The sequence below is a fragment of the Dactylosporangium sp. CA-139114 genome, assembly GCF_050955725.1.
Classification (GTDB): Bacteria; Actinomycetota; Actinomycetes; order Mycobacteriales; family Micromonosporaceae; genus Dactylosporangium.
Map to the genome: position 1 here is coordinate 6,982,552 of NZ_CP192080.1, position 23,791 is coordinate 7,006,342.

Annotated in this window: 27 protein-coding genes; 8 read left to right on the forward strand and 19 right to left on the reverse strand. The window is 73.9% G+C overall.

Translation table 11 applies throughout. From position 1 onward, the window contains the following. Positions 1–125 precede the first annotated feature (125 nt). The 9 genes from ACQP2P_RS31135 to ACQP2P_RS31175 form a co-directional block, all read right to left on the reverse strand. Positions 126–1,676 carry an FtsX-like permease family protein gene (locus ACQP2P_RS31135; protein ID WP_433606837.1) on the reverse strand — a complete coding sequence of 517 codons (1,551 nt, stop codon included), beginning with the start codon at positions 1,674–1,676 and terminating at the stop codon, positions 126–128. Then, complete coding sequence (locus tag ACQP2P_RS31140) at positions 1,673–2,377, reverse strand: ABC transporter ATP-binding protein (RefSeq protein WP_433606839.1); 705 nt, start codon at positions 2,375–2,377, stop codon at positions 1,673–1,675. The genes ACQP2P_RS31135 and ACQP2P_RS31140 overlap by 4 nt, the downstream gene beginning before the upstream one ends. After that, positions 2,374–2,910 carry a PadR family transcriptional regulator gene (locus tag ACQP2P_RS31145; protein WP_433606841.1) on the reverse strand — a complete coding sequence of 179 codons (537 nt, stop codon included), beginning with the start codon at positions 2,908–2,910 and terminating at the stop codon, positions 2,374–2,376. The genes ACQP2P_RS31140 and ACQP2P_RS31145 overlap by 4 nt, the downstream gene beginning before the upstream one ends. Before the next feature lie 32 nt (positions 2,911–2,942). After that, positions 2,943–3,449: a DUF1360 domain-containing protein gene (locus ACQP2P_RS31150; protein ID WP_433606843.1), complete on the reverse strand. Its 507-nt coding sequence runs from the start codon at positions 3,447–3,449 to the stop codon at positions 2,943–2,945. Positions 3,450–3,499: 50 nt separating this feature from the next. After that, the gene (locus tag ACQP2P_RS31155) at positions 3,500–3,889 is read right to left on the reverse strand and encodes an MmcQ/YjbR family DNA-binding protein (RefSeq protein WP_433606845.1); all 390 of its coding nucleotides are present in this window, start codon (positions 3,887–3,889) and stop codon (positions 3,500–3,502) included. Positions 3,890–3,910: 21 nt separating this feature from the next. Beyond that, positions 3,911–4,225: a hypothetical protein gene (locus ACQP2P_RS31160; RefSeq protein WP_433606847.1), complete on the reverse strand. Its 315-nt coding sequence runs from the start codon at positions 4,223–4,225 to the stop codon at positions 3,911–3,913. A 29-nt stretch (positions 4,226–4,254) separates the two neighbouring features. Further along, positions 4,255–4,785: a peptide deformylase gene (gene def / locus ACQP2P_RS31165; RefSeq protein WP_433606849.1), complete on the reverse strand. Its 531-nt coding sequence runs from the start codon at positions 4,783–4,785 to the stop codon at positions 4,255–4,257. A 9-nt stretch (positions 4,786–4,794) separates the two neighbouring features. After that, the gene (locus tag ACQP2P_RS31170) at positions 4,795–6,294 is read right to left on the reverse strand and encodes a long-chain-fatty-acid--CoA ligase (RefSeq protein ID WP_433606851.1); all 1,500 of its coding nucleotides are present in this window, start codon (positions 6,292–6,294) and stop codon (positions 4,795–4,797) included. Between the two features lie 138 nt (positions 6,295–6,432). Continuing rightward, the gene (locus tag ACQP2P_RS31175) at positions 6,433–8,388 is read right to left on the reverse strand and encodes a glycogen debranching N-terminal domain-containing protein (protein WP_433606853.1); all 1,956 of its coding nucleotides are present in this window, start codon (positions 8,386–8,388) and stop codon (positions 6,433–6,435) included. A gap of 130 nt (positions 8,389–8,518) precedes the next feature. On the opposite strand from ACQP2P_RS31175, the gene ACQP2P_RS31180 reads away from it, so the two are divergent. Genes ACQP2P_RS31180 through ACQP2P_RS31195 form a run of 4 tightly spaced genes read left to right on the forward strand, consistent with a single transcriptional unit; the run spans position 8,519 to position 12,609 of the window. Continuing rightward, positions 8,519–9,505: a LacI family DNA-binding transcriptional regulator gene (locus ACQP2P_RS31180; RefSeq protein WP_433606855.1), complete on the forward strand. Its 987-nt coding sequence runs from the start codon at positions 8,519–8,521 to the stop codon at positions 9,503–9,505. A 19-nt stretch (positions 9,506–9,524) separates the two neighbouring features. Next, on the forward strand, positions 9,525–10,745 hold the full coding sequence (locus tag ACQP2P_RS31185) for a sugar ABC transporter substrate-binding protein (protein ID WP_433606857.1): 1,221 nt from the start codon (positions 9,525–9,527) through the stop codon (positions 10,743–10,745). Beyond that, entirely contained in the window at positions 10,745–11,794 is a 1,050-nt protein-coding gene (locus ACQP2P_RS31190) for a carbohydrate ABC transporter permease (RefSeq protein WP_433606859.1), read from the forward strand. Before ACQP2P_RS31185 ends, ACQP2P_RS31190 begins: the two co-directional genes overlap by 1 nt. Next, complete coding sequence (locus ACQP2P_RS31195) at positions 11,794–12,609, forward strand: carbohydrate ABC transporter permease (protein ID WP_433606861.1); 816 nt, start codon at positions 11,794–11,796, stop codon at positions 12,607–12,609. The genes ACQP2P_RS31190 and ACQP2P_RS31195 overlap by 1 nt, the downstream gene beginning before the upstream one ends. Before the next feature lie 38 nt (positions 12,610–12,647). Here ACQP2P_RS31195 and ACQP2P_RS31200 read toward each other — a convergent pair whose 3' ends face one another. Next, positions 12,648–13,004, reverse strand: a complete 357-nt coding sequence (locus ACQP2P_RS31200; protein ID WP_433606863.1) for a VOC family protein — start codon at positions 13,002–13,004, stop codon at positions 12,648–12,650. A gap of 66 nt (positions 13,005–13,070) precedes the next feature. Here ACQP2P_RS31200 and ACQP2P_RS31205 point away from each other — a divergent pair, with 66 nt between their 5' ends. After that, positions 13,071–13,451: a hypothetical protein gene (locus tag ACQP2P_RS31205; protein WP_433606864.1), complete on the forward strand. Its 381-nt coding sequence runs from the start codon at positions 13,071–13,073 to the stop codon at positions 13,449–13,451. On the opposite strand, the gene ACQP2P_RS31210 is transcribed toward ACQP2P_RS31205, so the two are convergent. The 9 genes from ACQP2P_RS31210 to ACQP2P_RS31250 all read right to left on the reverse strand — a co-directional run bounded on the left by ACQP2P_RS31210 (position 13,448) and on the right by ACQP2P_RS31250 (position 20,842). Next, a complete protein-coding gene (locus ACQP2P_RS31210; protein ID WP_433606866.1) occupies positions 13,448–13,582 on the reverse strand; it encodes a hypothetical protein in 135 nt (44 codons plus the stop codon). The genes ACQP2P_RS31205 and ACQP2P_RS31210 overlap by 4 nt on opposite strands. Positions 13,583–13,624: 42 nt before the next feature. Further along, positions 13,625–14,242 (reverse strand): ATP-binding cassette domain-containing protein, encoded by a 618-nt coding sequence (locus ACQP2P_RS31215; protein WP_433606868.1) that lies wholly within the window; start codon positions 14,240–14,242, stop codon positions 13,625–13,627. After that, positions 14,229–14,603: a GntR family transcriptional regulator gene (locus ACQP2P_RS31220; RefSeq protein WP_433606870.1), complete on the reverse strand. Its 375-nt coding sequence runs from the start codon at positions 14,601–14,603 to the stop codon at positions 14,229–14,231. The genes ACQP2P_RS31215 and ACQP2P_RS31220 overlap by 14 nt, the downstream gene beginning before the upstream one ends. A gap of 32 nt (positions 14,604–14,635) precedes the next feature. Next, on the reverse strand, positions 14,636–17,461 hold the full coding sequence (locus tag ACQP2P_RS31225; RefSeq protein ID WP_433606872.1) for an FAD-binding and (Fe-S)-binding domain-containing protein: 2,826 nt from the start codon (positions 17,459–17,461) through the stop codon (positions 14,636–14,638). Between the two features lie 67 nt (positions 17,462–17,528). Then, complete coding sequence (locus ACQP2P_RS31230) at positions 17,529–17,753, reverse strand: 4Fe-4S dicluster domain-containing protein (protein WP_433606874.1); 225 nt, start codon at positions 17,751–17,753, stop codon at positions 17,529–17,531. Beyond that, entirely contained in the window at positions 17,750–18,469 is a 720-nt protein-coding gene (locus tag ACQP2P_RS31235; protein ID WP_433606876.1) for a GntR family transcriptional regulator, read from the reverse strand. The genes ACQP2P_RS31230 and ACQP2P_RS31235 overlap by 4 nt, the downstream gene beginning before the upstream one ends. Then, the gene (locus ACQP2P_RS31240) at positions 18,466–19,236 is read right to left on the reverse strand and encodes a thiamine pyrophosphate-dependent enzyme (RefSeq protein WP_433087789.1); all 771 of its coding nucleotides are present in this window, start codon (positions 19,234–19,236) and stop codon (positions 18,466–18,468) included. Before ACQP2P_RS31240 ends, ACQP2P_RS31235 begins: the two co-directional genes overlap by 4 nt. After that, on the reverse strand, positions 19,233–20,294 hold the full coding sequence (locus tag ACQP2P_RS31245) for a hypothetical protein (protein ID WP_433606878.1): 1,062 nt from the start codon (positions 20,292–20,294) through the stop codon (positions 19,233–19,235). Before ACQP2P_RS31245 ends, ACQP2P_RS31240 begins: the two co-directional genes overlap by 4 nt. Further along, complete coding sequence (locus ACQP2P_RS31250; protein ID WP_433606880.1) at positions 20,291–20,842, reverse strand: 2-oxoacid:acceptor oxidoreductase family protein; 552 nt, start codon at positions 20,840–20,842, stop codon at positions 20,291–20,293. The genes ACQP2P_RS31245 and ACQP2P_RS31250 overlap by 4 nt, the downstream gene beginning before the upstream one ends. Positions 20,843–21,055: 213 nt before the next feature. Here ACQP2P_RS31250 and ACQP2P_RS31255 point away from each other — a divergent pair, with 213 nt between their 5' ends. The 3 genes from ACQP2P_RS31255 to ACQP2P_RS31265 are packed head-to-tail and all read left to right on the forward strand — an operon-like array spanning position 21,056 to position 23,778. Further along, positions 21,056–22,147, forward strand: coding sequence for a zinc-dependent alcohol dehydrogenase (locus ACQP2P_RS31255; protein WP_433606882.1), 1,092 nt, complete (start codon positions 21,056–21,058; stop codon positions 22,145–22,147). After that, a complete protein-coding gene (locus ACQP2P_RS31260; RefSeq protein WP_433606884.1) occupies positions 22,144–23,556 on the forward strand; it encodes a class I adenylate-forming enzyme family protein in 1,413 nt (470 codons plus the stop codon). Before ACQP2P_RS31255 ends, ACQP2P_RS31260 begins: the two co-directional genes overlap by 4 nt. A 48-nt stretch (positions 23,557–23,604) precedes the next feature. Further along, the gene (locus ACQP2P_RS31265) at positions 23,605–23,778 is read left to right on the forward strand and encodes a hypothetical protein (RefSeq protein WP_433606886.1); all 174 of its coding nucleotides are present in this window, start codon (positions 23,605–23,607) and stop codon (positions 23,776–23,778) included. Positions 23,779–23,791 lie beyond the last annotated feature (13 nt).

Genomic DNA, 23,791 nt, shown 5'->3' on the forward strand with positions numbered 1-23,791 from the left:
AGAGAGCGCTCTCTCGTCGTACCGCCACTTTCGCACGCCTGTCAACCCCGCTCGATGCGGCACTCGTCGCCCTCGTACGGGTCCGAGCAGTCGGCGGTGCCGTGGCGCAGCCGCGTCACCGGGCCCTACGTGGTGCGCAGCTCCGACAGGTCGGTGCTGCGGCGCAGGAAGACCAGGCCGGCGCCGGTCGTGGCCAGGACCGCCAGCAGTGCCACCCCGCCGTCGCGCGCGAGGTCCCGCCACGGTACGGCCACCGCCCGCACGACCTGCGGATCGCGCTCGACCCGCCACTGCTCCGGGTGCGTCCGCGGGTTGCCGGTGCGGCACGCCTCCTCGTCGGCCGCGAGGCACTGCGCCGACTCGAAGCCGCCGTAGCGCTCCTCGGTGCCGAGCGTTCGCGCCAGCCCGACGCCGACGACGAGCGCGAGGAGCACGGCCGGGATCGCGGGCAGCAGGCCCTGCCAGAGGATCGCCCGGCCCAGGGTGCCGCGGGGCACGCCGGCCGCGACGAGCCCGGCGTACTCGCGCCGCCGCGACACGATCCCTTCCGCCACGATCACGAGCATGGCGGCCGCCGTGAGCCCGATGGCGGTGTAGACCGCGAGGTCGACCAGATCCATGGTGCGCAGGTAGAAGGGGTCCTGCGCGTCCTGCTGCAGCCGCGGGTCGCCCGGGCTCGTCAGCGCGTAGTAGGCGCGCCGGGCCTCGCCGACGGCCGTGAACTGGGCCCGGATCCCGGCCGCGCCGGCGCCGAAGAGCACGCAGATCAGCAGAACCGCGAGGGTGCGGCTGCCGCTCCACGGATCGGCGACCAGCCGGGCCGAGGCCAGGACCGTCGACGGACGCCGGGCGAAGCGGGCCAGCAGGCGACCGGCCCACCAGGTCAGCCACCCGGTGCCGAGGACGACCCCGAGCCCGGCCGAGGCGACGCCCGTGAGCAGCAGCATCGCGACGAGCCAGCCCGGCGGGAACCAGTGCAGCCTCGGCATCGACGCCACCAGGACCAGGATGGCGGTGCCGAGCAGGATGAAGACGCCCGCCCACGGCCGCGGCCCGCGCGTGCGGCGGACCCGGCGCACGACCCCGAACGGGCTCACCGTGACCCGCCGCATGACGATCGCGGCGGCGAGCGCCGCCAGCACCGGAATCCCGGCGACGGCCACGGCCAGGAACCACGCGGCCGGCCAGACGTCGGTCGGCAGCGGCAGCAGCCCGTCCGGCCCGGGCCGGTCCAGCAGGCGGTGCCCGGCCGCGAAGATCCCGAGCCCGCAGAGGGAGCCGATGAGCGCGGCGAACCCGGTCTCGGCGCTGGAGATCGCGACGGTCTGCGCGGGCGTGGCGCCGGCCATCCGCAACGCGGCGAGGCGCCGGTCCCGCTCGGGCGCGCCGAGCCGGGTGCACTGCCCCGCGAGGGCGAACACGGGGATGGTCATGAGCAGCAGGGTGAGCGTGGTGCCGGGGCGCAGGCCGGGCTCCCGCAACAGCGCGTTGCTGTACTGCTGCGCCCACTCGTCGGAGCCGGTGCCGCCGAACGAGAAGCGCCCGATGGCCACGACGTTGGCCGCGGTGAGCACGACGAGGGTGGCCAGGGCGGAGCTCAGCGCGGTGAGCAGCACCCGCACGGTGTCGGTGCGCGAGCCCGCCAGGCCCAGCCGCAGCAGGGTGCTTGCCCTCATCGCCCGTGCCTGCCGGTCGGTACCGCGATCCCCAGACCGGTGGCGTCGACCTCCCCGTCGCGCAGCACGATCTCGCGGTCCGCGTAGCCGGCGACGCGGGCCTCGTGGGTGACGAGCACGACGGTGGTGTGCTGCTCGTGCGCGACCCGCACGAGCTGGCCGAGCACCTGCTCCCCGGTGAGCGTGTCGAGCGCGCCGGTGGGCTCGTCGGCGAAGACCACCCGCGGCCCGGTCACCAGCGCCCGGGCCATCGCGCACCGCTGCTGCTGCCCGCCGGACATCTCCCCCGGCCGGCTGTCGGCGACGTCGGCGACCCCGACCCGCTCCAGCCAGCCCAGCGCCGCGGTGCGCGCCTCCCGCCGCCCGGCCCCCGCGAGCAGCAGCGGCAGGGCGACGTTCTGGGCCGCGGTCAGGTCGGCGACGAGCTGGCCGAACTGGAACAGCACCCCGAACTCGGTGCGCCGCAGGCGCGAGCGGGCCGATTCGCTCATCGTGCCGATGCGGTTGCCGCGGTACGTCACCTCGCCCGAATCCGGCCGCATGATCCCGGCGAGACAGTGCAGCAGCGTCGACTTCCCGCACCCGCTGGCCCCGGTCACGGCGAGGATCTCCCCCTCGGCGACGTCGAGCGTGACGCCGCGCAGGGCCGGCGTCGCCCCGTAGGAGCGCACCACCGCCCGGGCACTCAGGATGTCGGTCATGTCGGTGCTCCCCGGGACAGGCCGGCGACCCGGGCCAGCGTGGTGCGCAGCCAGTCCAGGTCGGCGTCGAGATGGGCGATGGCGTAGTCGGCCGCGATGACGTCCCCGAGCCCGGCCCCCGGGGCGGCCTTCGCCGCGGTGAGCTCGCGCAGGCGGTCGGCGTGGGCCTTGCGCTGGGCGGAGAGATAGGCGACGGCCCGCCCGGTGTCCGGCCACAGCAGCGCGACCATCACCTTGGTCAGCAGCGCGGCCCCGACGTGCGGGGCGGGCGGCTCGACGGTGGCGACCCAGCGCTCGAGCTCGTCGCGCCCGGCCGCGGTGATGGCGAACGCGGTCCGGTCGGGCCCTGCGGCGCGGTCCTGCCCGGCCTGGGTGACGAGCCCGTCGCGCTCGAGCCGGCCGAGCGTCGCGTACACCTGGCCGAAGCCGAGCGGCTTGGCCTTGGGCAGCGTGCGGTCATAGGCGTGCTTCAGGTCGTACCCGTGGCGCGGCCCGGCACCGAGCAGGCCGAGCAGCACGTACGACGCGGTCACGCACGTGACTATTCATCGAATGAATAGATCTGTCAAGCGACCTTCCGCTTGGCCGCGTCGTAGGCCAGGTGCAGGAAGTCCGACCCGGCGACGGCGGCGGCCACGCCCATCCCGAACCGGGTCAGCCGCGGCGCGAACACGAGCCCCGCCGCGAGTCCCCCGGCCACCCAGACCCCGGTGCAGAACGGGCACGTCAGCAGCTCCCCGACGGCGTGGCGAGCCCCGTGCCCGCGCGGGCTCTCGTTGAGCTCCGCCTCCCCGGCGGGCTCCTCGAACTCGGTGAACGGCGCCCGGATCGGGCTGGTGATCGCGTCCTTGGTGATGAGCCGCGACAGCTTGTGCGTGGCCACGGCGAGCAGCGCGATGTCACCGGCCGCGGGCCGCTCGGGCAGCTCCCGCCCGGTGAGCCGGGCCGCGCCGGCCACGGCCCCCGCGGCCCCCGCGAAGATCCCGAGGACCGCGGCGTACCCTCGCAGCGGCCGCTCGTCGGGTGCCTTGCGCGCGTACTCACGACCGGCCCGGGAATCGATATCCGCCATACCCGTCCCGCTACCCGCCCGGCGCGCGGGGAAACGCGTTTGCCGAACCGTCAGCGCCCGGCCAGGTACTCCTCCGCGAGCCCGCGCGGCGCGCACGAGAGCCAACCATCCACAAGCGACTCCTCGACGTGCCGCAGCTGCACTGCGGGCAACGCGACGAGCACCGCCGAGTACCCGTCGAAGTGCGGGATCGTGAAGAACCCCGGCCGGCCCTCGGCGAGCACCGCCTCCTTCTCCCCGAGATCGCCGACACTGATCGCGACGATCGGCCCGGGCGGCGGCTCCTCACGGCCGAACCGCTTGATGTCGGCCTTGCTGAACGGCCGTTCCCAGGCGAACACCTTGCCGCCGACGCCCCAGCTGCGGTTGCCGTAGCGCACGCCCTCAGCCACCTCGGGCAGCCGCAGCGCCAGCGCCGCCACCTCGTCCAGGGTCACCATGCCCCCAACGTAACCCACCCGTCAGCGAGCCCTCCGCACAACCGCGACGGCCCACCCGACGGCGAGCACGAGCGCGATCGCGGCGAGAACGGCGGCGATCGGCACCGTGTACGGCGCGCCGCGCCAGAACCACATCAGCCATACGGCGATGAACCAGGCGAGGCCGAGGCCGCCGAAGTACGCCACGAAACGGGCCCTCGGCAGCGCGCCGAGCGTGCCCCACATCCGCTGCGTCGTCGGCCGGCGCAGCAACCCGACCGACACCACGGCGTTGGCGAACAGCGCGGCGCCGACGCTCTGCAAAGCCAGGTACAGCAAGCCTTCCACAACCCGCATCGCTGCTCCAGTCCGCCGTGGTGTGCCGGTCAGTCCCGTCCCGGCCGCTCGCCCAGACCGGCCTCGGTCAGGATCTTGCGGCGGCGGCGCGCGGACAGCAGATCGACGTACACGGTGCCGTCCAGATGGTCGCACTCGTGTTGCAGGCAGCGCGCCAGGTAGCCGCTGCCCGTCACCGTCACCGGGCGGCCCTCCAGGTCCACGCCGGTCACCGTCGCCAGCGCCGCCCGCCGCAGCTCCGTGTGCGGGCCCGGCACCGACAGGCACCCCTCGGTGTCCCTCGTCGTGGCCTCCCGCCGGGAGAACGGCGACAGCACGGGGTTCACGACGTGCCCGGCCCGGCGGGTGCCGTCGGCGTCCGGGCAGTCGAAGACGAAGACGCGCAGCGGCACGCCGATCTGGTTCGCCGCCAGGCCCACCCCGTCGGCGGCCTTCATCGAGGCGATCATGTCGGCCACCAGCCGGGCCAGGTCGCGGTCGAAGCCGGTCACCGGCGCGCACGGGGCGTGCAGCACCGGCTCGCCGTAGAGCGCGATCGCCCTCGCCCTGCCCTTTGCCATCGCCCCAAGTTACAGCAGGTCGAACGTGCGCCGGAGCTCGCGCTTGAGGACCTTGTGGCTCGGGCCGAGCGGCAGGGTCTCCACGAAGCGGATCTCGCGCGGGTACTTGTGCCGCCCCAGCCGTTCCCGCGCCCAGTCCACCAGTTCCGGGGCCGTGACCGCCACCGTCGGGTCCCGCACCACGACCGCGCAGATCTCTTCGCCGTGCACCTCGTGCGGCACGCCGATCACGGCCGCCTGCATGACCGCCGGGTGCCGGGCCAGGACCTCCTCGACCTCGCGCGGGTACACGTTGAACCCGCCCCGGATCACGAGGTCCTTCTTGCGGTCCACGATGGTCACGAAGCCGGACTCGTCCCTCGTGCCGAGATCGCCCGTGCGGAACCACCCGTCCACGATCGCGGCGGCGGTGTCGGCGGGGCGGTTCAGGTAGCCGGCGAAGACGTTGTGGCCGCGGACCACGATCTCGCCCAGCGAGCCGGGCGGCAGCAGCTCGATGCGCTCCTCGATCTCGGGGCGGGCGATCTCCACCTCCACACCCCAGATCGGGTGGCCCACGGTGCCGGCGCGGGTGCCGAAGTGCGGCTGGTTCGTCGTCGCGGTCGGGGACGTCTCCGACAGGCCGTACCCCTCGAAGATGCCCGTCGAGAAGGTCTCGCCGAACTTCTCGAGCACGGCGACCGGCAGCGGGGCCCCGCCGGAGACGCACAGGCGCAGCCGCGGCAGGTCCGCGCGGCCCTCGGCCGCGGCGAGCAGCGCGACGTACATGGTCGGCACCCCGTGGAAGACGGTGACGTTCTCGCGCACCATGAGCTCCAGCGCCGCCTCGCCGGTGAAGCGGGCCAGCATCACGAGGGTGGCGCCGAGGCGGAAGGTGCCGTTCATGCCCACGGTCTGGCCGAAGGTGTGAAACAGCGGCAGGCAGCCGAGCACCACGTCGGACGGGCGGGCGTCGTTGGCGTCGAACACGTTGACCATCGCGTTCATGACCAGGTTGAGGTGGGTGAGCACGGCGCCCTTCGGCTCGCCGGTGGTGCCGCTGGTGTAGAGCACGACGGCCGGGTCCTCGGGCGCCCGCGAGACGTAGGAGCGCAGCGGCGCGGCGCCGAGCAGGTCCGCGGGCGCGACGAGCGGGACGCCGGCCGCCGCGGCCGCCTCCGAGCCCATCGCGGTCAGGCCCGGGTGGCACACGAGCAGGCGGGCGCCGCTGTCCCGTAGCGTGTACGCGGCCTCCTGCGCCGTCAGCAGCAGGTGCACGGGCACGACGACGGCGCCCAGGGCGAGCGCCCCGAAGTACACCCGGGGGAAGTCCACGACGTTCGGGATCTGCAGCGCGACCCGGTCGCCCGGGCCCACGCCGAGATCACGCAGCGCGGCGGCGCAGGACAGCGCCTCCCGCCAGAGGGTTTCGTACGTGACCCGCTGCTCCCCGTCCACGACGGCGATGTGCTGCGGGTGCTTGCGGGCCGACTCGGCCAGCACGGCGGCGAGGGACAGGGTCGCGCTCATGCGCTCCAAACTAACGCTGGAAGTTTTTCGCCGCCAGGGGCAATGTGCACGGGCCCTGCATGCATCTCCGTCGGCCTGGAGCGCGACGCTGGTCTTCGCCGGCGCCGAGAACCCCCTCACGGCCCTGCGCTCCCCCGGCTACACCCCGGCGCCGCCGGACCTCCTCGCCACCTGAAGACCGGGCGGTCCACTGTGGATCGTCGGGGTGCCGTCGGCCGCGACGGAGACGTCGAGGTGCGCCCCCGCGACGCGCAGCCCCCGCACGCGGAAGGCGCCGACCGGGGACGGGGCCAGCGGACTGATCGTGACCCGTCCCGCCGGGACGTCCGGGTCGAGCCCGAGCAGCGCCGTCAGCAGCGCCGGGCCCGCGGCCGCCGACCAGGCCTGCGGGCGGCAGGACGCCGGGTACGCGGTGGCGGCGTCGTCGCCGCCGTAGAGCTCCGGCAGCCGGAACCCGAAGCGCTCCCCGGCCGCCAGCAGCGCCCGCACCAGCGCCGCGGCCTGCGTGTGGTGGCCGTCGCGGGCCAGGCCCAGCAGCGTGATCGCGGTGTCGTGCGGCCAGACGGAGCCGAGGTGATAGGACAGGATGTTGTACCCCGCCGAGGCCGGCGACACCGTGCGGAGCCCGAACGGCGAGGCCAGCGCCGCGACGTGGCCGGCGACCGCGCGGCTCTCGCCGGCGTTGAGCAGGCCGGTGCCGAGCAGGTGGCCCATGTTCGACGCGATGCTGTCGACCTGTTCGCCGGAGCCGTCCAGGGCGATCGCCGGGTAGCCGCCCGGGCACCAGAACGCCTTGCGGAAGCGCTCGGCGAGGTCCGCGGCCCACGCGCGCCAGGTCTCGGCGCCGGGGCGGGCGAACGCGTCGAGCAGGGCGGCGCCGTCCAGGGCGGCCCGGTACGCGTAGGCCTGGACCTCGCTCAGCGCCAGAGGCCCCCGGGCGATGCGGCCGTCGGCGTGCTGGACACCGTCGCCCGAGTCCTTCCAGCCGTGGTTCACCAGGCCCTTACCGTTCGCGCGGTAGGCGATGAAGCCGTCGTGCCCGCCCAGCCAGTCCAGGGCCCGCTCGACGTTCGGCAGCAGCGGCTCGACCTCGGCGGCCGGCAGGCCCCAGCGCCACGCGTCGGCGAGGGTGCTGATCCACAGCGCGGTCGCGTCGACGGTGCCGTAGTAGACGGGCGGGAGATGGTACGACGCGTCGGCCGGCCGGACCTCGTGCAGGATCTTGCCCGGCTCCTCGTCGGTGTCCGGGTCGTGCCGCGTGCCCTGGCGGCGGGCGAGGGCGCGCAGGGTGCCGGCCGCGACCTCGGTGCCCAGCGGCAGCGCGAGGCGGGCGGCCCACAGCGAGTCGCGGCCGAAGAGCGTGAGGTACCAGGGGCTGCCCGCGGTGTAGTACACGTCGGGCCCGTCGCTGCGGCGCAGCGCCTCGAGGTCCTCGACCCCGGTGCGCACCAGCGCGTCGAGCCGCCGGTCGCCGGCCGTGACGGCGAGCGGCGACGAGCCGGCCGGCCGTGCGGCGCCGGCGGTGTCGGTGCGGGCGAAGGTCAGCCGGGCCGTCCACGTCTCCCGCGGGGCCAGCGTCACCTCCCAGCGCAGCCCGGGACCGGCCGGGGCCGGCTCGGCCGCGACCGTCACCGTCATCCCATCGGGCGACGCGGCCTCCGGGAAGACGTCCACGGTGGACAGCTGCGCCGCGAGGCCGTCCTTGACCGCGCCCATGGTGGCGAAGTCGGTGGCCGCCGACACCTCGACGGTCGCGCGCAGCGACTCGTGGGACGCGTTCGCGAGCGCCAGGGTCTCGGTGCCGCCGCGCGGGCCGGCCTCGCGGCGGCGGGTCAGCGTGACGGTCGGGTCGGGGCCGTCGTCGCCCAGCTCGCGCACCACGGCGGCGAACTCGGCCGCGGCCGCCCCGGCCCGCCGGGCGCCGATGGGCACGGGGTCGTGCCCGGCCACGGTGACGGTCAGCCGGGCGAGGACGCGGCGGTCCTCGACGAACAGGCCGTCGGGGTCGGCGCGCAGGTCGCCGGACGGGCCGGAGAGCCAGGTCGCGGGGGCGGCCACGCACGTGACGTGCTCGTGCAGGTAGGGCTGGCGCATATCGGTACCTCTTGACAAGCCGACGAGCGAGTGGGAACGTCCCGACATCCGGTGTTGAACGTTCAAACGCTTCCCCGATTGCCTTTTTGAACGTTCAACACGACGCACCATACGACATTCGGGAGCGAATGTGCAGCCCACTGTTGAGGACGTGGCGAAGGCCGCCGGGGTCTCCCGGCAGACCGTGTCCAACGTGCTCAACGCACCCGAGCGGGTCCGGCCGGAGACCCGCGAGCGGGTGGAGGCCGCCATCGACCAGCTCGGATACCGGCCGAACCGTCTCGCCCAGGGCCTGCGCGCCTCGTCGTCGCGGATGATCGGCTACCGCCTGGAGCCCGTGCACCCGCACGCCCTCGCCAGCATCCACGACCGCTTCCTGCACGCCCTCGCCGACGCCGGCCGCGCCGAGGACCACCACCTGCTGCTCTACACCGCCGACGACGCCGAGGGCGAGGTGGCCGGGGCCGTCGCCCTGCACAAGGCCGGCGCGATCGACGCCCTCGTCCTCTACGGCCTGCACGTGGGCGACCCGCGCCCGGCGGCGCTGCGCGCGCACCGGGTGCCGTTCGCGGCGTTCGGCCGCACCGGCGACGACGGCGGCCACCCCTGGGTCGACGTCGACAACGCCGCCGGCACCGCGGCCGCGACCCGCCACCTCGCCGAGGCCGGGCACCGGCGGATCGCCTTCGCCGGGTGGCCGCCCGACGGCGGCGTCGGCGACCGGCGCGCCGAGGGCTGGCGCGACACCTGCGCCGAGCTCGGCCTGCCGCCCGGGCCGGACCTGCGCGGCGAGGACTCCCTCGCGGTCGGCGCCGCCCTCGCAGCCCGGCTCCTGGACGACCCCGACCCGCCCACCGCGATCGTCACGGCCACCGACACCCTCGCCGCCGGGGTGCTGCGCACCGTGCACGCCCGCGGCGCCCGGCTCGCCGTCGTCGGCTTCGACGACACCCCCACCGCCTCCGCCCTCGACCTGTCCAGCGTCCGGCAGCCGATCGAGGCGGCCGGCCACGCGATGATCGCCGCCCTGCTCAAGCCCCCGGCGGCGGGAGACCCGCCACCCGCCCGCCTGCTGCCCCCCGACCTGATCGTCCGCGGGTCCAGCATCTCGCCCTGACACCCCCAAGGAGCAACCGATGAGCATCATGAGACCCGCCCTCGCCTTCGTGCTCGCCGGCGTGCTGTCGGCCACCGCCGCCTGCGGTGACGACGGCAGCGGCAAGCAGGGCGGCACGACCGGCGCGAAGCTCACCATGTTCGCGTTCTCGTCGTCGCCAGCCGAGGACGCCGTGCTGCGCAAGGCCATCGACGACTACAACAAGCAGGGCCGCAACACCGTCGACCTGAAGGTGCTGCCCGAGTACGACACCGCGCTCACGACCGCCCTCGCCGGTGGCCAGCCGCCGGACGTGTTCTACCTCAACGACAACAAGCTGCCCGACCTCGGCAAGAGCGGCGCCCTGGAGCCCACCGGCGACCAGGTCGACAACCCCGGCGACTTCTACGACACGCTGAAGCAGTCGTTCACCTACCAGGGCACGTACTACTGCGCGCCCAAGGACTTCTCGACGCTGCAGCTGGTCTACAACACCGCCGACTTCGAGGCCGCGGGGCTCAAGCCGCCCACCACGTGGGAGGAGCTCGCCACGACCGCGAAGGCGCTCACCAAGCCCGGGCACCCCGGCCTGGTCCTGGCGCCGGAGTTCTACCGGTGGGGCGCGTTCTTCGCCCAGGCCGGGGCGTGGCCGACCGACGACGGCATCACGAAGATGACGATGGACACGCAGCCGATGCGTCAGGCGCTGCAGTACCTCACCGACAACCACAAGGCGGGCTCGTTCGGCACCCCCGCGGCGGTCGGCGCCGGCTGGGGCGGCGAGGCCTTCGGCAAGGGCCTGACCTCGATGACCGTCGAGGGCAACTGGATCGTCGGGGCGATGAAGAACGACTTCCCGAACATCAAGTACGGCGTCGCCGAGCTCCCCGCGGGTCCCAAGGGCAAGGGCACCATGTCGTTCTCGGTCTGCTACGGCGTGGCCAAGGCGTCCAAGAGCAAGGCCGCCGCGGTCGACCTCGTGAAGTTCCTGACCTCGCCCGACGAGCAGCTCACCATCACCAAGGAGTTCCCGGTGATGCCGTCGCGCAAGTCGCTGGCCGACAAGTGGCTGACGGACAAGCCCGAGCTCAAGGCGTTCGTGGCCGGCGGCGACTACGCGAAGAAGTCGGTGTTCGTGCCCGGCTTCAGCACCGTCATCGACACCTTCAACGACGGCATCCAGGGCTTGGCGAAGGGCAACAAGTCCGTCGACGACGTGATCTCCAGCACCCAGAAGGCCGGCGGATCGGTGCTGGGCTGATGCGTGCGGAACCTGCCGCCCCGGTCGCGCGCGAGCGCGGCCGGGGCGGGATCCGCGGGCGGCAGGGGCTGGCCGGCTGGCTGTTCGTGTCGCCCGCGCTCGTCCTGCTCGGCGTGTTCATGGTCGCGCCGATCCTGCTGGCCCTCTGGGTGAGCTTCCGCGACTGGAGCGGACTGGCCCCGCTGTCCGCCTCGGCCCCGGCCGGGACCGGCAACTACCAGGACCTGCTCACCCACACGGGCGTCGTGCGCGGCGACTTCGCCAAGAGCCTGCGCAACAACGTGTACTACGTGCTCGGCGTGGTGCCCGCGCAGACGCTCCTGGCGCTGGTGCTGGCCGTCATCGTCAACGCCAAGCTGCTCAAGGGCCGCACGTTCTTCCGGGCCGCGTTCTACTTCCCGTCGGTCACCAGCTCGATCGCGGTCGCGTTCATCTTCGTGTTCCTGTTCAGCCCGAACGGCGTGGTCAACACGGTGCTGTCCGCGCTGCTGCCGGGCAAGGTCGGGCTGGTCTGGCTCGACGACTCCGACGGGCTCATCCACCTGCTGCTGCGCGCCGCCGGCGTCGGCTCGCCGCCCGGCCCGCTGCGGCACGAGTTCCTCGACCTGTCGTGGTGGGACTGGCTGTCCGGACCGAGCGTGGCGCTGAGCTCCATCATGATCCTGGCGACGTGGACGACGACCGGCACCTTCATGCTCATGTTCCTGGCCGGGCTGCAGAACATCCCGGTCGAGGTCGAGGAGGCCGCCGAGGTCGACGGGGCCTCCCGGTTCCAGCTGTTCTGGCGCGTGACGCTGCCGATGCTCAAGCCCACGCTCTTCCTCGTGATCACGCTGGGGCTGATCGGCACGTGGCAGGTGTTCGACCAGGTGTACGCCATGACCTCCGGCGGCCCCCAGAAGACCACCCTGACGCCGGCGTACCTCGTCTACCGCGAGGGCTTCCAGAACTCCGCGATGGGCCGGGCGGCCGCGATCGCCTTCATCGTGTTCGTCATCATCCTCATCTTCACCGGCCTGCAGCGGCTGGTCCTGCGCCGGGAGCGCTGATGATCCGCCGAGCCCTGCTGACCCTGTTCGCGATCATCTTCATCTACCCGTTCGTGCTGTCGCTGGCCACCTCGTTCAAGTCCCGCCCCGAGGTCGCGGCCCACCCGGTCACCCCCTGGCCGGCCAGCCCCGACCTGCGGGCGTGGACCGACGTGCTCGTGCACAGCGACTTTCCCCTGTGGACGTTCAACTCGCTGCTCGTCACGGTCGTGGCCACGCTGCTGCGCGTGTTCCTGGACTCGCTGGCCGGCTACGCGCTGGCCCGGCTGGAGTGGCGCGGGCGCGGGATCGTCTTCGCCGGCGTCGTGTCGGTCCTCGCGGTGCCGCCGATCGTGCTCACCGTGCCCCGGTTCCTGGTGCTCAAGGAGCTGACGCTGCTCAACTCGTACACCGGGCTGATCCTGCCCCTGGCCGTGGACGCCATGGGCATCTTCCTCATGCGCCAGTTCTTCGTCGAGCTGCCGCGCGAGCTGGAGGAGGCGGCCCGCATCGACGGCGCCTCGATCTTCGGCGCCTACTGGCACATCGTGCTGCCGCTGGCCCGCCCGGCGCTGCTGACCCTCACGATCCTGTCGTTCCAGGGCGTGTGGAACGAGTTCCTGCTGCCGCTGATCGTGGTGCGGGCGAGTCCGTCGCTGTGGACGCTGCCGTTCGGCCTGTCGACGCTGGGCCGCGGCGGGGCGGGCGGCCAGAGCTTCGACTATCCGGTGATGATGGCCGGCTCGATCCTGACCATCGTCCCGGTCGCCGTCGTGTTCATCGCGTTCCAGCGCTTCTTCGTGCGGGGCGTGGCCGCCTCGGGCGTCAAGGGCTGACGGCCGCCCGGCGGCGCGCACGCCACGCGCGCCGCCGGTCAGCCGTAGTACTGCACCAGGCAGAACTCGTGCCCCTCGGGATCGGCCATGACGACGACCACCCCGGCGTCGTAGTCGTGCCGCTCGCCCGTGAACCGCCCGCCGAGCCCGGCGACCTGCGCCATCCCGGCCTCGATGTCGTCGCACGCGATGTCGAGGTGGATGCGCACCTTGCCCCGCGCCGGCTCGGGCACCGGCTGGAACACCAGCCGCGGCTGGGGGTCGCCGCGCTCGCCGAGGTACACCCAGCCGTCCTGCGCGGGGCCGGGCTCGCGGCCGAGCAGCGCGCTCCAGAACTGCGCCACCCGCACGGGGTCGAGACAGTCGATCGTGACCCCGGACCAGACGTTCGCCATGCCCGGATCCTCGCAGGCCGCCGGCCCGGTGGCGCCTCCCGGCCGCGGTGCACGAGAATCATGGCCGTGACGGAGCACGAGCTGGCATCGGTGTGGCGGCGCATCATCCAGGGCGAAGGCAAGTCGTGGGTGGCGTTCGCCCACGGCACGGTCGTCGTGCTGCCCTCGCCCGCCGAGAACGACGACCTGGCCCAGGCGGCCGTCGAGATCCTGCGCGAGTACGGGCCGGTGCACGCCGGCTCGGCGGCGGGCGACTTCGGCACGATCACGCTGGACCCGGGGCCGGGCTGGGTGGTGTACGGCCATCACAACGACGTCCTGACCTACGTAGCCCCGGACGAGATCACGAGCGACGACGACCTGACGATCGGTCTGTACGGCCGAAGCAAACGGAACCGGGACGGCCACGACCTGACAGTCGTCCACGTCGAAGACAAGCGCAGCTAGTCCGGCGAACAGCCCTTGTCGGCGCGATCGAGGTCGCCGGCAATCTCGGCCAGTGTCAGGGGGTGCGCGGCGAGCTCGAGCCGCTTGAGGGACAACACCGCGGCCTCGACGTCTTCGGCACAGACGACCACCGCCAGTTCGCCCCGCGCGCGCGAGACGCAGAATTACCCAGCTCAAGGCATGGACGAGCCGGTCTCGTCGCGGTGCAGCTCCACCACGTGGTCGCACACGCCGGCCAGGTCCGCCACCGCATGCGTGGAGAGCACGATGGTCGTACCGCGCCCCGCCGCCTCCCCCATCAGCACCGCGACGGCCTCGGCCCGGGCGACGGGGTCGAGGGCGGCCAGCGGCTCGTCGAGCAGCAGCAGGTCCGGACGCTTGCCGAGGGCCAGGGCGAGCCCAAGCCGGGCCCGCAGCCCCGGGGCCAGCCGGCCGACGCGCGCGGAGGCGGGCAGGCCGGCCGCGAACGACGCGGCGAACGGCGCGTCCCACACGGGGTTGAGCCGCGCCCCGAGGCGCAGGGTCTCGGCGACGGTCAGCTGGCGGTACAGCGGCGCGTCCTGCGCGAGGAACCCGATCCGCGCACCGGCGGGGATGGTCACGGCGCCGTGGTCCGGGTGCAGCAGGCCGGCCGCCGCGCGCAGCAGGGTCGTCTTGCCGGCGCCGTTGCGCCCGACGAGGGCGGTCACCGAGCCCGCGGGCACGGCGAACGAGCAGTCCGCCAGGGCGGGCCGGCCGCCGAAGGCGTGGGTGACCGCGTCGGCGATCAGGGCGGGCTCAGACGGTGACACCGGCGTCGTCCAGCAGCGCGTGCATCTCGGCGCGGTCCAGCCCGGCGGCGCTCGCGCGGGCGACCCAGTCGGCGAGCTCGCGCCGCAGGTCGTCCACGTCCAGGGGCGGGGGCTGGTCGCGCACGTAGGTCCCCGACCCCTGCCGCGCCTCGACCACCCCGGCCAGCTCGAGCTCCCGGTAGGCCTTGAGCACCGTGTTGGGGTTGATGCCCAGGCCCTCGGCGACCTCGCGGGCCGTGGGCAGCCGGTCGCCGGGGGCGAGCCGGCCCAGCCGCACGGCCTGCCGGACCTGCCGCACGAGCTGGACGTAGACGGCCGTGCCGGAGCGCCGGTCGACGCGGAAGAGCGTCAAAACCACCATTGCGCTAGTGAACTAGTGGACTTGCCGGGCTGTCAAGCCTTCCGGCGCAGCGCGTCGGCGAGCAGCTCCACGAGGTGCTTGCCCGGGCGGTCGGCGAGGTCGGCGGCCTGGGTGCGGCAGGAGAACCCGTCGGCGAGGAAGACGTCGTCCGGCCCGGCCTGCTCCAGCGCGGGCAGGAGCTGCTGCTCGGCGACGGCGACGGACACCTCGTAGTGGCCGCGCTCGACGCCGAAGTTGCCGGCCAGACCGCAGCAGCCGCCGAGCCGCCGGACCGTCGCGCCGGTCTGCTTGAGCAGCTTCGCGTCGGCCTCCCAGCCCATGACCGCGTGGTGGTGGCAGTGCGGCTGGGCCACGACCGTGACCCCCTCCAGCGACGGCGGGGTCCAGCCCGGCGTGCGGGCCAGCAGCTCGGCGACGGTGACCGTGGCGGCGCTGACCTTGCGGGCGGCGTCGGTGTCGAGCAGCTCGACCAGGTCGCTGCGCAGCACGCCGGTGCAGGAGGGCTCGAGGCCGACGATCGGCACGCCGCGCTCGACGGCGTCGGTGAGCTTCTGCACGGTCGAGCCGAGGATGCGCTTGGCCGCGTCGAGCTGGCCGGTGCTGATCCAGGTCAGGCCGCAGCACGCGGACTCGCTGGTCAGCTCGGGCGCGTAGCCGGCCGCGGTGAGCACCTCGACGGCGGCCTGGGCGATGCCGGGGGCGAAGTGGTCGGTGAAGCTGTCCACGAACAGCAGCACGGGCGTGCCCGGGGCGACCGCGCGGCCCCGGAACCAGCGGCGGAACGTCTGCGGGGCGAACTTCGGGATCGAGCGGCGCGCGTCCACGCCCGCGGTGAAGAGCGCGAGGTTGCGCAGGCCGGGCGCCGAGGTGAGCGCGTTGGCCACGCGGGGCAGCCGGGACGCGAGCCGCGACCACATCGGCAGCCGGCCCAGCGAGTAGTGCGAGCGCGGGCGGACCCGGCCCTTGTAGCCCTGGTGCAGGACCTCGGCCTTGTAGGCGGCCATGTCGATGCCGGTCGGGCAGTCCGACGCGCAGCCCTTGCAGGACAGGCACAGGTCGAGGGCGTCGTGCAGGGCGGGCGCGCGCCAGTCGGGGGCGAGGTCGCCGTCGAGCATCTCCTGCAGCACGCGGGCCCGGCCGCGGGTCGAGTCCTTCTCATTGCGGGTGGCCAGGAACGACGGGCACATGACGCCGCCGAGCACGGTGGTGTCGGCGCGGCACTTGCCCACGCCGGTGCAGCGGTGCACGGCCTGGTTGAAGTCCCCGTGATCGGCGTGGTAGCCGAACGCCAGCGGCTGCTTGACCGGGCGGCCCGCGGCCACCCGCACGTCGGCGTCGACCGGGTCGGGGTCGACGAGCACGCCCGGGTTGAGCAGGTTGCCGGGGTCGAAGGCGTGCTTGACGGCGCGGAAGAGGTCCATCGCCTCGGCGGAGTACATGCGCGGCAGCAGCTCGCTGCGGGCCCGGCCGTCGCCGTGCTCGCCGGACAGCGAGCCGCCGTAGCCGACCACGAGGTCCGCCGCGTCCTCGAGGAACGCGCGGAACTTCGCGGTGCCGCCCGGCCGGTCCAGCGGGTAGTCGAGCCGGACGTGGACGCAGCCGTCGCCGAGGTGGCCGTACGGCATCGCGCTGAGCCCGTGCCGCTCGACGAGCGCGTCGAAGTCGCGCAAATAGTCGCCGATGCGGGCGGGCGGGACGGCCGCGTCCTCCCAGCCGGCGTGCGCGGGCCGCCCGGACGGCGCCCGCCCGGCCAGCCCGGCGCCGTCCTCGCGGATGCGCCAGAGCGGGGCGGCCTTCGCGGTGTCCTCGACCACGAGTGCGTCGAGCGCCCCGGCCTGCGCGGCGAGGCGCCCGGCGCGCTCGCGGCACTCGTCGAGGTCGTCGCCGGCGATCTCGACGAACAGCCACGCGGTGCCGCCCGGCAGCGGCGGCACGGCGCCGGGGCCGCGCCGGCTGCGCACGACCTCGACGATGCGCGAGTCGATGCCCTCGCAGGCGGTCGGGTCGAAGCCGAGGATCGTGGGCACCACGTCGCCGGCGGTGCCGAAGTCCGGGTACCCGAGCACGACCAGCAGGCGGTGCTCCGGGTCGGCCACCAGCCGTACCGTCGCCTCGGTCACCACCGCCAGGGTGCCCTCGCTGCCGACGAGCAGGCCGGTCAGGTCCAGGCCGCGCTCGGGCAGCAGGTGCTCGACGGCGTAGCCGGAGACCTGCCGGGGGAACGTCGCGAACTCGGTGCGGGCGACGGCCAGGTGGCCGCCGACGACGGCCTGGAGGGTGTCCGCGATCGCCTTGGCCCCCTCCAGGGTGGGCCGGCCGCGCTCGTCGCGCCCGGTGGAGAACCGCTCGCCGTCGATCGTGAGCGCGTCCAGCCCGACGACGTTGTCCGAGGTCCGGCCGTATCCGAGGGTGCGCGACCCGCACGAGTTGTTCCCGATCATCCCGCCGATCGTGCACCGCGTGTGCGTCGAGGGATCGGGGCCGAAGCGCAGGGCGTGCGGCCGGGCGGCGGCCTGCAGGGTGGCGTGCACGGCGCCGGCCTGCACCCGGGCGGTGCGCGTGCCGGGGTCCACCTCCAGGACCTTGTCCATGTGGCGGCTGAAGTCGAGCACGACGCCGCGGCCGATCGCGTTGCCGGCCACGGAGGTGCCCGCGCCGCGGGCGGTGATCGGCACCCCGAGCGCCCGGCACACCTCGAGCGTCGCCGCGACGTCCTCGTCGCCGCGGGGCCGCACGACCGCGCGCGGGACGACCCGGTACAGCGAGGCGTCGCTGGCGTACGCGGAGCGGTGGGCGTCGTCGGTGAGCACATCCACCACACCCGCCCGGGCGAGACGGTCGATCAGTTCGTCGCTCATGTCCCTCTTGCCGCTCGTGCACCTGCTCGGATTCGGACTCCGACATGGTAGACGGCGGCCCGGTCGATCAAGGGCTCGTGTACCGGTAGACGGAGAACACGTAGTCCGGGCACACGACCTGACAGGCCGTGCAGCCGGTGCACCCCTCGTGCAGGACGGGGAAACGGTACCCCAGCTCGTTGACCTCGGCCGACATGGCGAGCACCTGCGGGGGGCAGGCGGCCACGCACAGCTCGCAGCCCTTGCACTTGTCGGCGGCGATGACGAGCGTGCCGCGAGTGGTCCGGCTCACGCTTGGCTCCCTTCGACCACGCTGGCGACGTCGTCCCAGCCCTCTGCTGACGTGTCTGACGTGCCGGGCGCGCCGAAGACGCCCCGGCGGCGCAGGGCGGCGATCGCGTTGGCGGCGGTGAGGCGGATGTGGGCCAGGGCCGCCTCCCCCGCCGCGGCCGGGTCGCCGGCGCGCAGCGCGACGAACTCGGCGTGCAGGGCGGCCCGCTCGTCGGCGAGGGCGTCGTCGATGGCGAAGCGGGCCGCGACCGGCACGAGCCCGGAGAACGAGCGCAGCAGCGCCCGCAGGTGGTTGCCGGCGCCGGCGACGTTGACGACGCGGCGGAACTCGCGGGCCAGGGCCTCGAACGCGTCCGGCTCGTCGCAGCCGGCCAGGGCCTCGTCGAGCTTCGCGAGCTCCTCCAGCACGCCCGGGTCGCCCCGGCGCGCCACCCGCCGGTTGGTCAGGGCGCTCAGCATGCCGTACAGCTCGAAGGCCTCCCGGACCGTCGAGTCGTCGAACTCGGCGACGAACGCCCGCTTGTAGTGGGCGCGCTCGACGAGTCCGTCGCGCTCCAGCTGGATGAGCCCCTCCCGGACCGGCACGCGGCTCACGCCCAGCTCCCCGGCGATGGCGTCGAGGTCGAGCCGCTGGCCGCTGGTCAGCTCGCCGGCGAAGAGGCGGCCGAGCACGTAGGCGGCGACGGCCTCGCTGGTGTTGGCCCGTTGGAGTCTCACGGCTTGATGATTTCACCGAGCGGATATGTCTGCTCCATCGTGCCCTGCTGATACGTCGGCCCCTCGGCGGTGGGCACGAACCAGCCGGTCGGGCACATCGTGAGGATCTCCACGAGCGAGAAGCCGCCGCCGGCCAGCTGGGTCTCGAAGGCCCGTCTGATCATGCGCTTCGTCTGCAGTACCGCTCCGGCCGTGGAGACCGCACCCCGGGCCACGTAGCCGACGCCGCGCAGCCCCGCGACCAGGTCCGCGACCGGGATCGGGTAGCCGTGGGCCTCCGGGTCGCGCCCGTCGATGCTGGTCTTCGTGCGCTGGCCGAGCACCGTGGTCGCGGTCTGCTGGCCGCCGGTGTCGCCGAACACGCCGTTGTTGAGCATGACGCAGGTGATGTTCTCGCCGCGGGCGGCCGCGTGCAGGACCTCCTGCAGGCCCTCGTTGGCCATGTCGCCGTCGCCCTGCAGCGTGAACACCGCGACGCCGGGGCGCACCCGCTTGATGCCGGTGGCGCAGGCGGGGGCGCGGCCGTGCAGGCACTGCAGCACGTCGACGTCCATGATGCGCACGAAGCTGCCGTAGCAGCCGTGGCCGACGACGCCGATCGTCCGCTGCACGATGTCGAGCTCCTGCAGCACCTCCAGCAGGATGCGCAGGGCGACGGGCTCGCCGCAGCCGGGGCACAGCGAGTGCTCGCCGAGGATGAGGCTGGGCTTGAAGTCGGCGACCTGCTTGGCGCCGCGGCTGGGCGGCTGGGTCGTGTCGATGGTCACAGTGCCTCCAGGATGCGGCGCTTGAGCACGGGGGCGTCGAGCAGCGGGCCGTACGACAGCCCCGACTCGGCGATGCTCACGCCCCCGATGAACCGCACGGCCCGGCGGTCGTGGGCGTGGATGCGCACGTCGTCGACCATCTGCCCGCCGTTGAGCTCGAACACGAGGACGTTGCGCGCGGTCCGGGTCGCCGCGGCGAGCGCGTCGCCGGGGAAGGGCCACAGGGTGATCGGGCGGAACCACCCGATGTCGTACCCCTCCGAGCGCAGCTCCCCCACGACGTGCTCGACGAACTTGGCCGCCGAGCCGAACGCGACCACGACGGTCTCGGCACCGTCGCAGTCGTCCTGCTCGTGACGGGCCTCTTCGCCGTTGATCCGGTCGAACTTCTCGGCGATGGCCCGCCAGTGCCCGTCGGGGCCGAGCCCGGGCGCGGTCGCCTTGCCCATGGCCCACGTCCACACCTGCCGGCTGTGCCCGGTGCCGCCGCCGGTGCCGTCCAGCGCCCAGTCCTTGGGCGGCAGCTCGCCGAAGTCCCGGCGCCCGACCTCGACGCCGACGCGCGTCTGGGCGATGAGGGGGTCTCCGTACAGTACGACCGGCGCCCTGTGCTTGTCGGCCAGGTGGAACAGCAGCTGGGTGTGCTCGACGGCCTCGGGGATGTCCTTGGGGGCCAGGGTGATCGTGCGATAGTCGCCCCAGCCGCCGCCCCGGGTGGCCTGGAAGTAATCCTGCTGGTTGCGCGCCATGTTGAACACGACGAACGGGGTCTCGTTGAGCGCGGCCTCGGCGATCGTCTCCTGCATGAGCGCGATGCCCTGCCCGCAGGAGCCGGTGGCGGCCCGCGCCCCGGCCGCGGCGGCGCCGAGGGTCATGTTGACGCCCTCGATCTCGCTCTCGGCGTTGAGGCACACGCCCCCGGCCTCGGGCAGGCGCCGGGACATCTGCTCCAGCAGGCCGGTGAAGGGCGACATGGGGTAGCCGGCGAAGAACCGGCACCCGGCGGCGATGGCGGCCTCGGCGATGGCCGCGGAGCCCTCCAGCAGTTCCAGCGTCATACGGCAGCCCCCTCCAGGGCTCGGGCGCCCGCTTCGAGCGCGCGGGCGTTGGCGGCGGCGTGCTGGCGGCGGTACGGGGGCAGCAGCTCCTCCATGGCCGACACGAGCGCGCCGGCGCCGACCATGCCGGTCAGGGTGTTGTAGGCGCCCAGCAGCACGAATCCGGACGCGTTCGGCGCCTCGACGCTCTTGGCGACGGCCCCGGCGTCGATCGCGAACACCCGCAGGTCGTCGCGGAACGCCTCCGGGTCGACCAGCGGGGTGTTCGCCAGGACCAGGGCGCCCGTGCGCAGCCGCTCCTCGACGCCCTCGCTGTGGCGATGATGGGCGAAGATCGCCGACCAGGCCGACGGCAGGATGGGCAGGGCCTTGAGCGGGGCGTCGCCGATGACCACGCCGGCCTTCGAGGGGCCGCCGCGCATCTCGCCGCCGTAGTCCGCGGCCAGCATCGCGTACCGGCCCTCGCGGGTGGCGGCGAGGGCCAGGGTCTTGGCCAGCAGCTGGATGCCCTGGCCGCCGGTGCCGGTGACAAGCACCTCACGCTCCACGCGCGCCTCCTTCACTGCACTCCGAGCCTCTTTGCGGCTCTCCGGCCTCGACTCGACGCCGTTCGCCGGGCTTCGACCCCGTTCTCCGAGCCTCGGCCCGGCCCGCCCGGGCCTTGACGGTGGCCCTCCGGCCTCGGCTCGGCCCGCCCGGGCCTTGACGCGGTTTGAATATTGAATACAAAATCTGATCCGAGCGTCAAGGGAGGTCACGGAATGCGGGCACTGGTCATGCGCGGCTTCGGCGACGTGGCCGTCGAGGACGTCCCCGACCCCGTGCCCGGCCCGGGTGAGGTCGTCATCGACGTGGCCTGCGTCCAGCCGAGCGTCACCGAATGCATGCTGCTGGCCGGGGAGCCGATCGCCATGCACACCGTCCTCGCCGAGCGCCTCGCGACCGGCCCGACCCGCTTCGGCGGCCACGAGTTCGCGGGCGTGATCAGCGCCGTCGGCCCCGGCGCGCCGGCGGGCCTGGCGATCGGGGACCGGGTCACGGCCGTGGAGACCGCCGCCTGCGGCCGATGCGCCGCGTGCCGGCGCAACCGGCCGGACGCCTGCCCCTCCCCCGCCGTGCTCGGCTTCACGGGACCGGGCGCGTTCGCCGAGCGGGTGCTCGTCCCGGCGCAGACCGTCGTGCACGTGCCCGAGGGGGTCTGCGCGGCCCACGCCGCGGCCGTGCAGCCCCTGGCGGGCGCGATCCACGGGCACGCGATCGCCGCCGTGCGGCCCGGGGACACCGTCCTCGCCATCGGCGCCGGGGTCATGGGCGTGCTGCACACCCAGGTCGCGCGGCGCGGCAACGCGGGCCTGGTCATCGCGACCGGCCGCAGCGAGGCCAAGCGCGCGCTCGCCGAGCGCTGCGGGGCCGACCTGGTCATCGACGCCACCCGCGAGGACGTGGTCGCCCGGGTCCTGGAGGCCACCGAGGGCATCGGCGCCGACGTCGTCTTCGAGTGCGCGGGCGAGTTCGAGCAGGCGGCCCGGTGCGTCCGGCGCGGTGGCACCATCGTCATGGTGTCGGTACTGCCCAGCCACGCCCCGGCCCCGCTCGCCCTCCTGCGCGAGCGGTCGGTGTCGGTGCTGCACCCGCGCTCCGGGGCCGGCGGCTACGCGCCCGGCAGCAGCGTCTTCGAGCACGCGCTGCGCCTGGTGCACCGCGGCGACGTGGACGTGCAGGGGCTGATCAGCCATCGGCTGGACGGGGTGGAGGCGTTGCCGGAGGCGCTGGAGATCACGCGGTACAAGTCGAAGCATGCCGCGCTCGGCCCGGCCCAGGTGGAGCTCTTCGACTGGGGGACCCGCGCGTGAGCCTGCTCATCGGCGACATCGTGACCACGGCCGCGCTCACCGTGCCGGACCGGCTAGCCGCCACCCTCGGGCCCGCGCAGCTGACGTTCCGCGAGCTCGACGCGCGGGCCGACCGCACCGCCAACGCGCTGGCCGGGCTCGGCGTGGGCCGGGGCGACACGGTGCTGTGGTGCGTGACGCCGACGCTGCGCTCGGTCGAGGTGTTCGTCGCGTGCGCCCGGCTCGGCGCGCTGTTCGCGCCCGTGAACCCCGCCCTGCCCGGCGAGGAGCGCGACCGCATCCGCTCCTATGTGGACCCGAAGGTCGTGCTGTCCGATGTGGACTTCTCCGCATCCGTACTGCCACCGTCCGCCCTGGACGGCGGCGCCCCCGGATTCACGCGGGTGCCCGTCGACGATCGCGAGCCGCACATCCTGTACCTCACCAGCGGCAGCACCGGCACCCCGAAGGGCGCCCTGGTCAGCCACCGGGCGAGCTGGCTGCGCGCGGCCCCGGGCGGCGGCACGTTCACCAGCGGCCTGCGCGGCGACGGCGGCGTCGTGTGCACCTTCCCGCTGTACCACTACGGCGGCTGGCACTACGTCATGGAGGCCTGGCAGCACCGCACCGCCGTGCACCTGGTCCGCCGGGCCGACGCCGCGGACATGATCGACGTCGTGGAGCGCCGCCGGCCCTCCGCGCTCTACTGCATCCCCGCCGTGTGGGAGCGCCTGCTCGACCCCGAGCACCGCCACGCCGACCTGCGCTCGCTGCTGCACGCCGACACCGGCACGTCCGCCGTCGCCGCCGACCTCGTCGAGCGCATCAAGTCGCGGCTGCCGGGCACGACGACCACGATCCTGTACGGTTCGACGGAGGCCGGTCGCATGGCCGCCCTGCACGACTGGGAGCTCGCGACCCACCCCGGCAGCGTCGGACGCCCCGCGACCCCGAACGCCCTGTGGCTGGACGCCGGCGCCGAGGTGTGCACGAGCGGCCCGGCGCTCATGAACGGCTACCTCGGCGCCGATCCCCTCGACGGCGGCGTGTACCGCTCCGGCGACATCGGCCGCCTCGACGCGGACGGGTACCTCTACCTGACCGGCCGCACCCGCGAGGTGATCCGCACCGGCGGCGAGTCGGTGGGCCCGGCCGAGGTCGAGCACGCCCTGCGCGACTTGCCGGGCGCGCTGGACCTGGCCGTCGTCGGCGTGCCCGACCCGCGCTGGGGCGAGGTGGTCTGCGCGGTGCTCGTCGTGCCGCCCGGCGCCGAGCCCCCCACGGTCGCCGAGGTACGCGCCCACGTGGCCGGCCGCCTGGCGTCGTTCAAGCAGCCGCGCCGGGTCTGCGTCGTGGACGCCATCCCGAGAACCCCGGCGACCGGCCAGATCCAGCGTACCCGCCTGCGCGCGCTGATCCAGGACGACTGACGCCCCGGCGGTTCAGCCCACCTTCGTGGAGACATCGGGGAGGAGCTCGTGAGGAGACTCTTCCTCGTCGCCGGTGACGTCGCACGGTTCCCGCACCCGGTCCACGACTACCAGTTCATGGCCCTGGAGCACTGGGGCAACGCCGTCGACCAGGCCGAGATCGCATCACCGCCGCGGTCACGTTCGACCACGGGATGTGGCTGCAGTTCTACGGCCGGCTGATCGCCGGATGTGG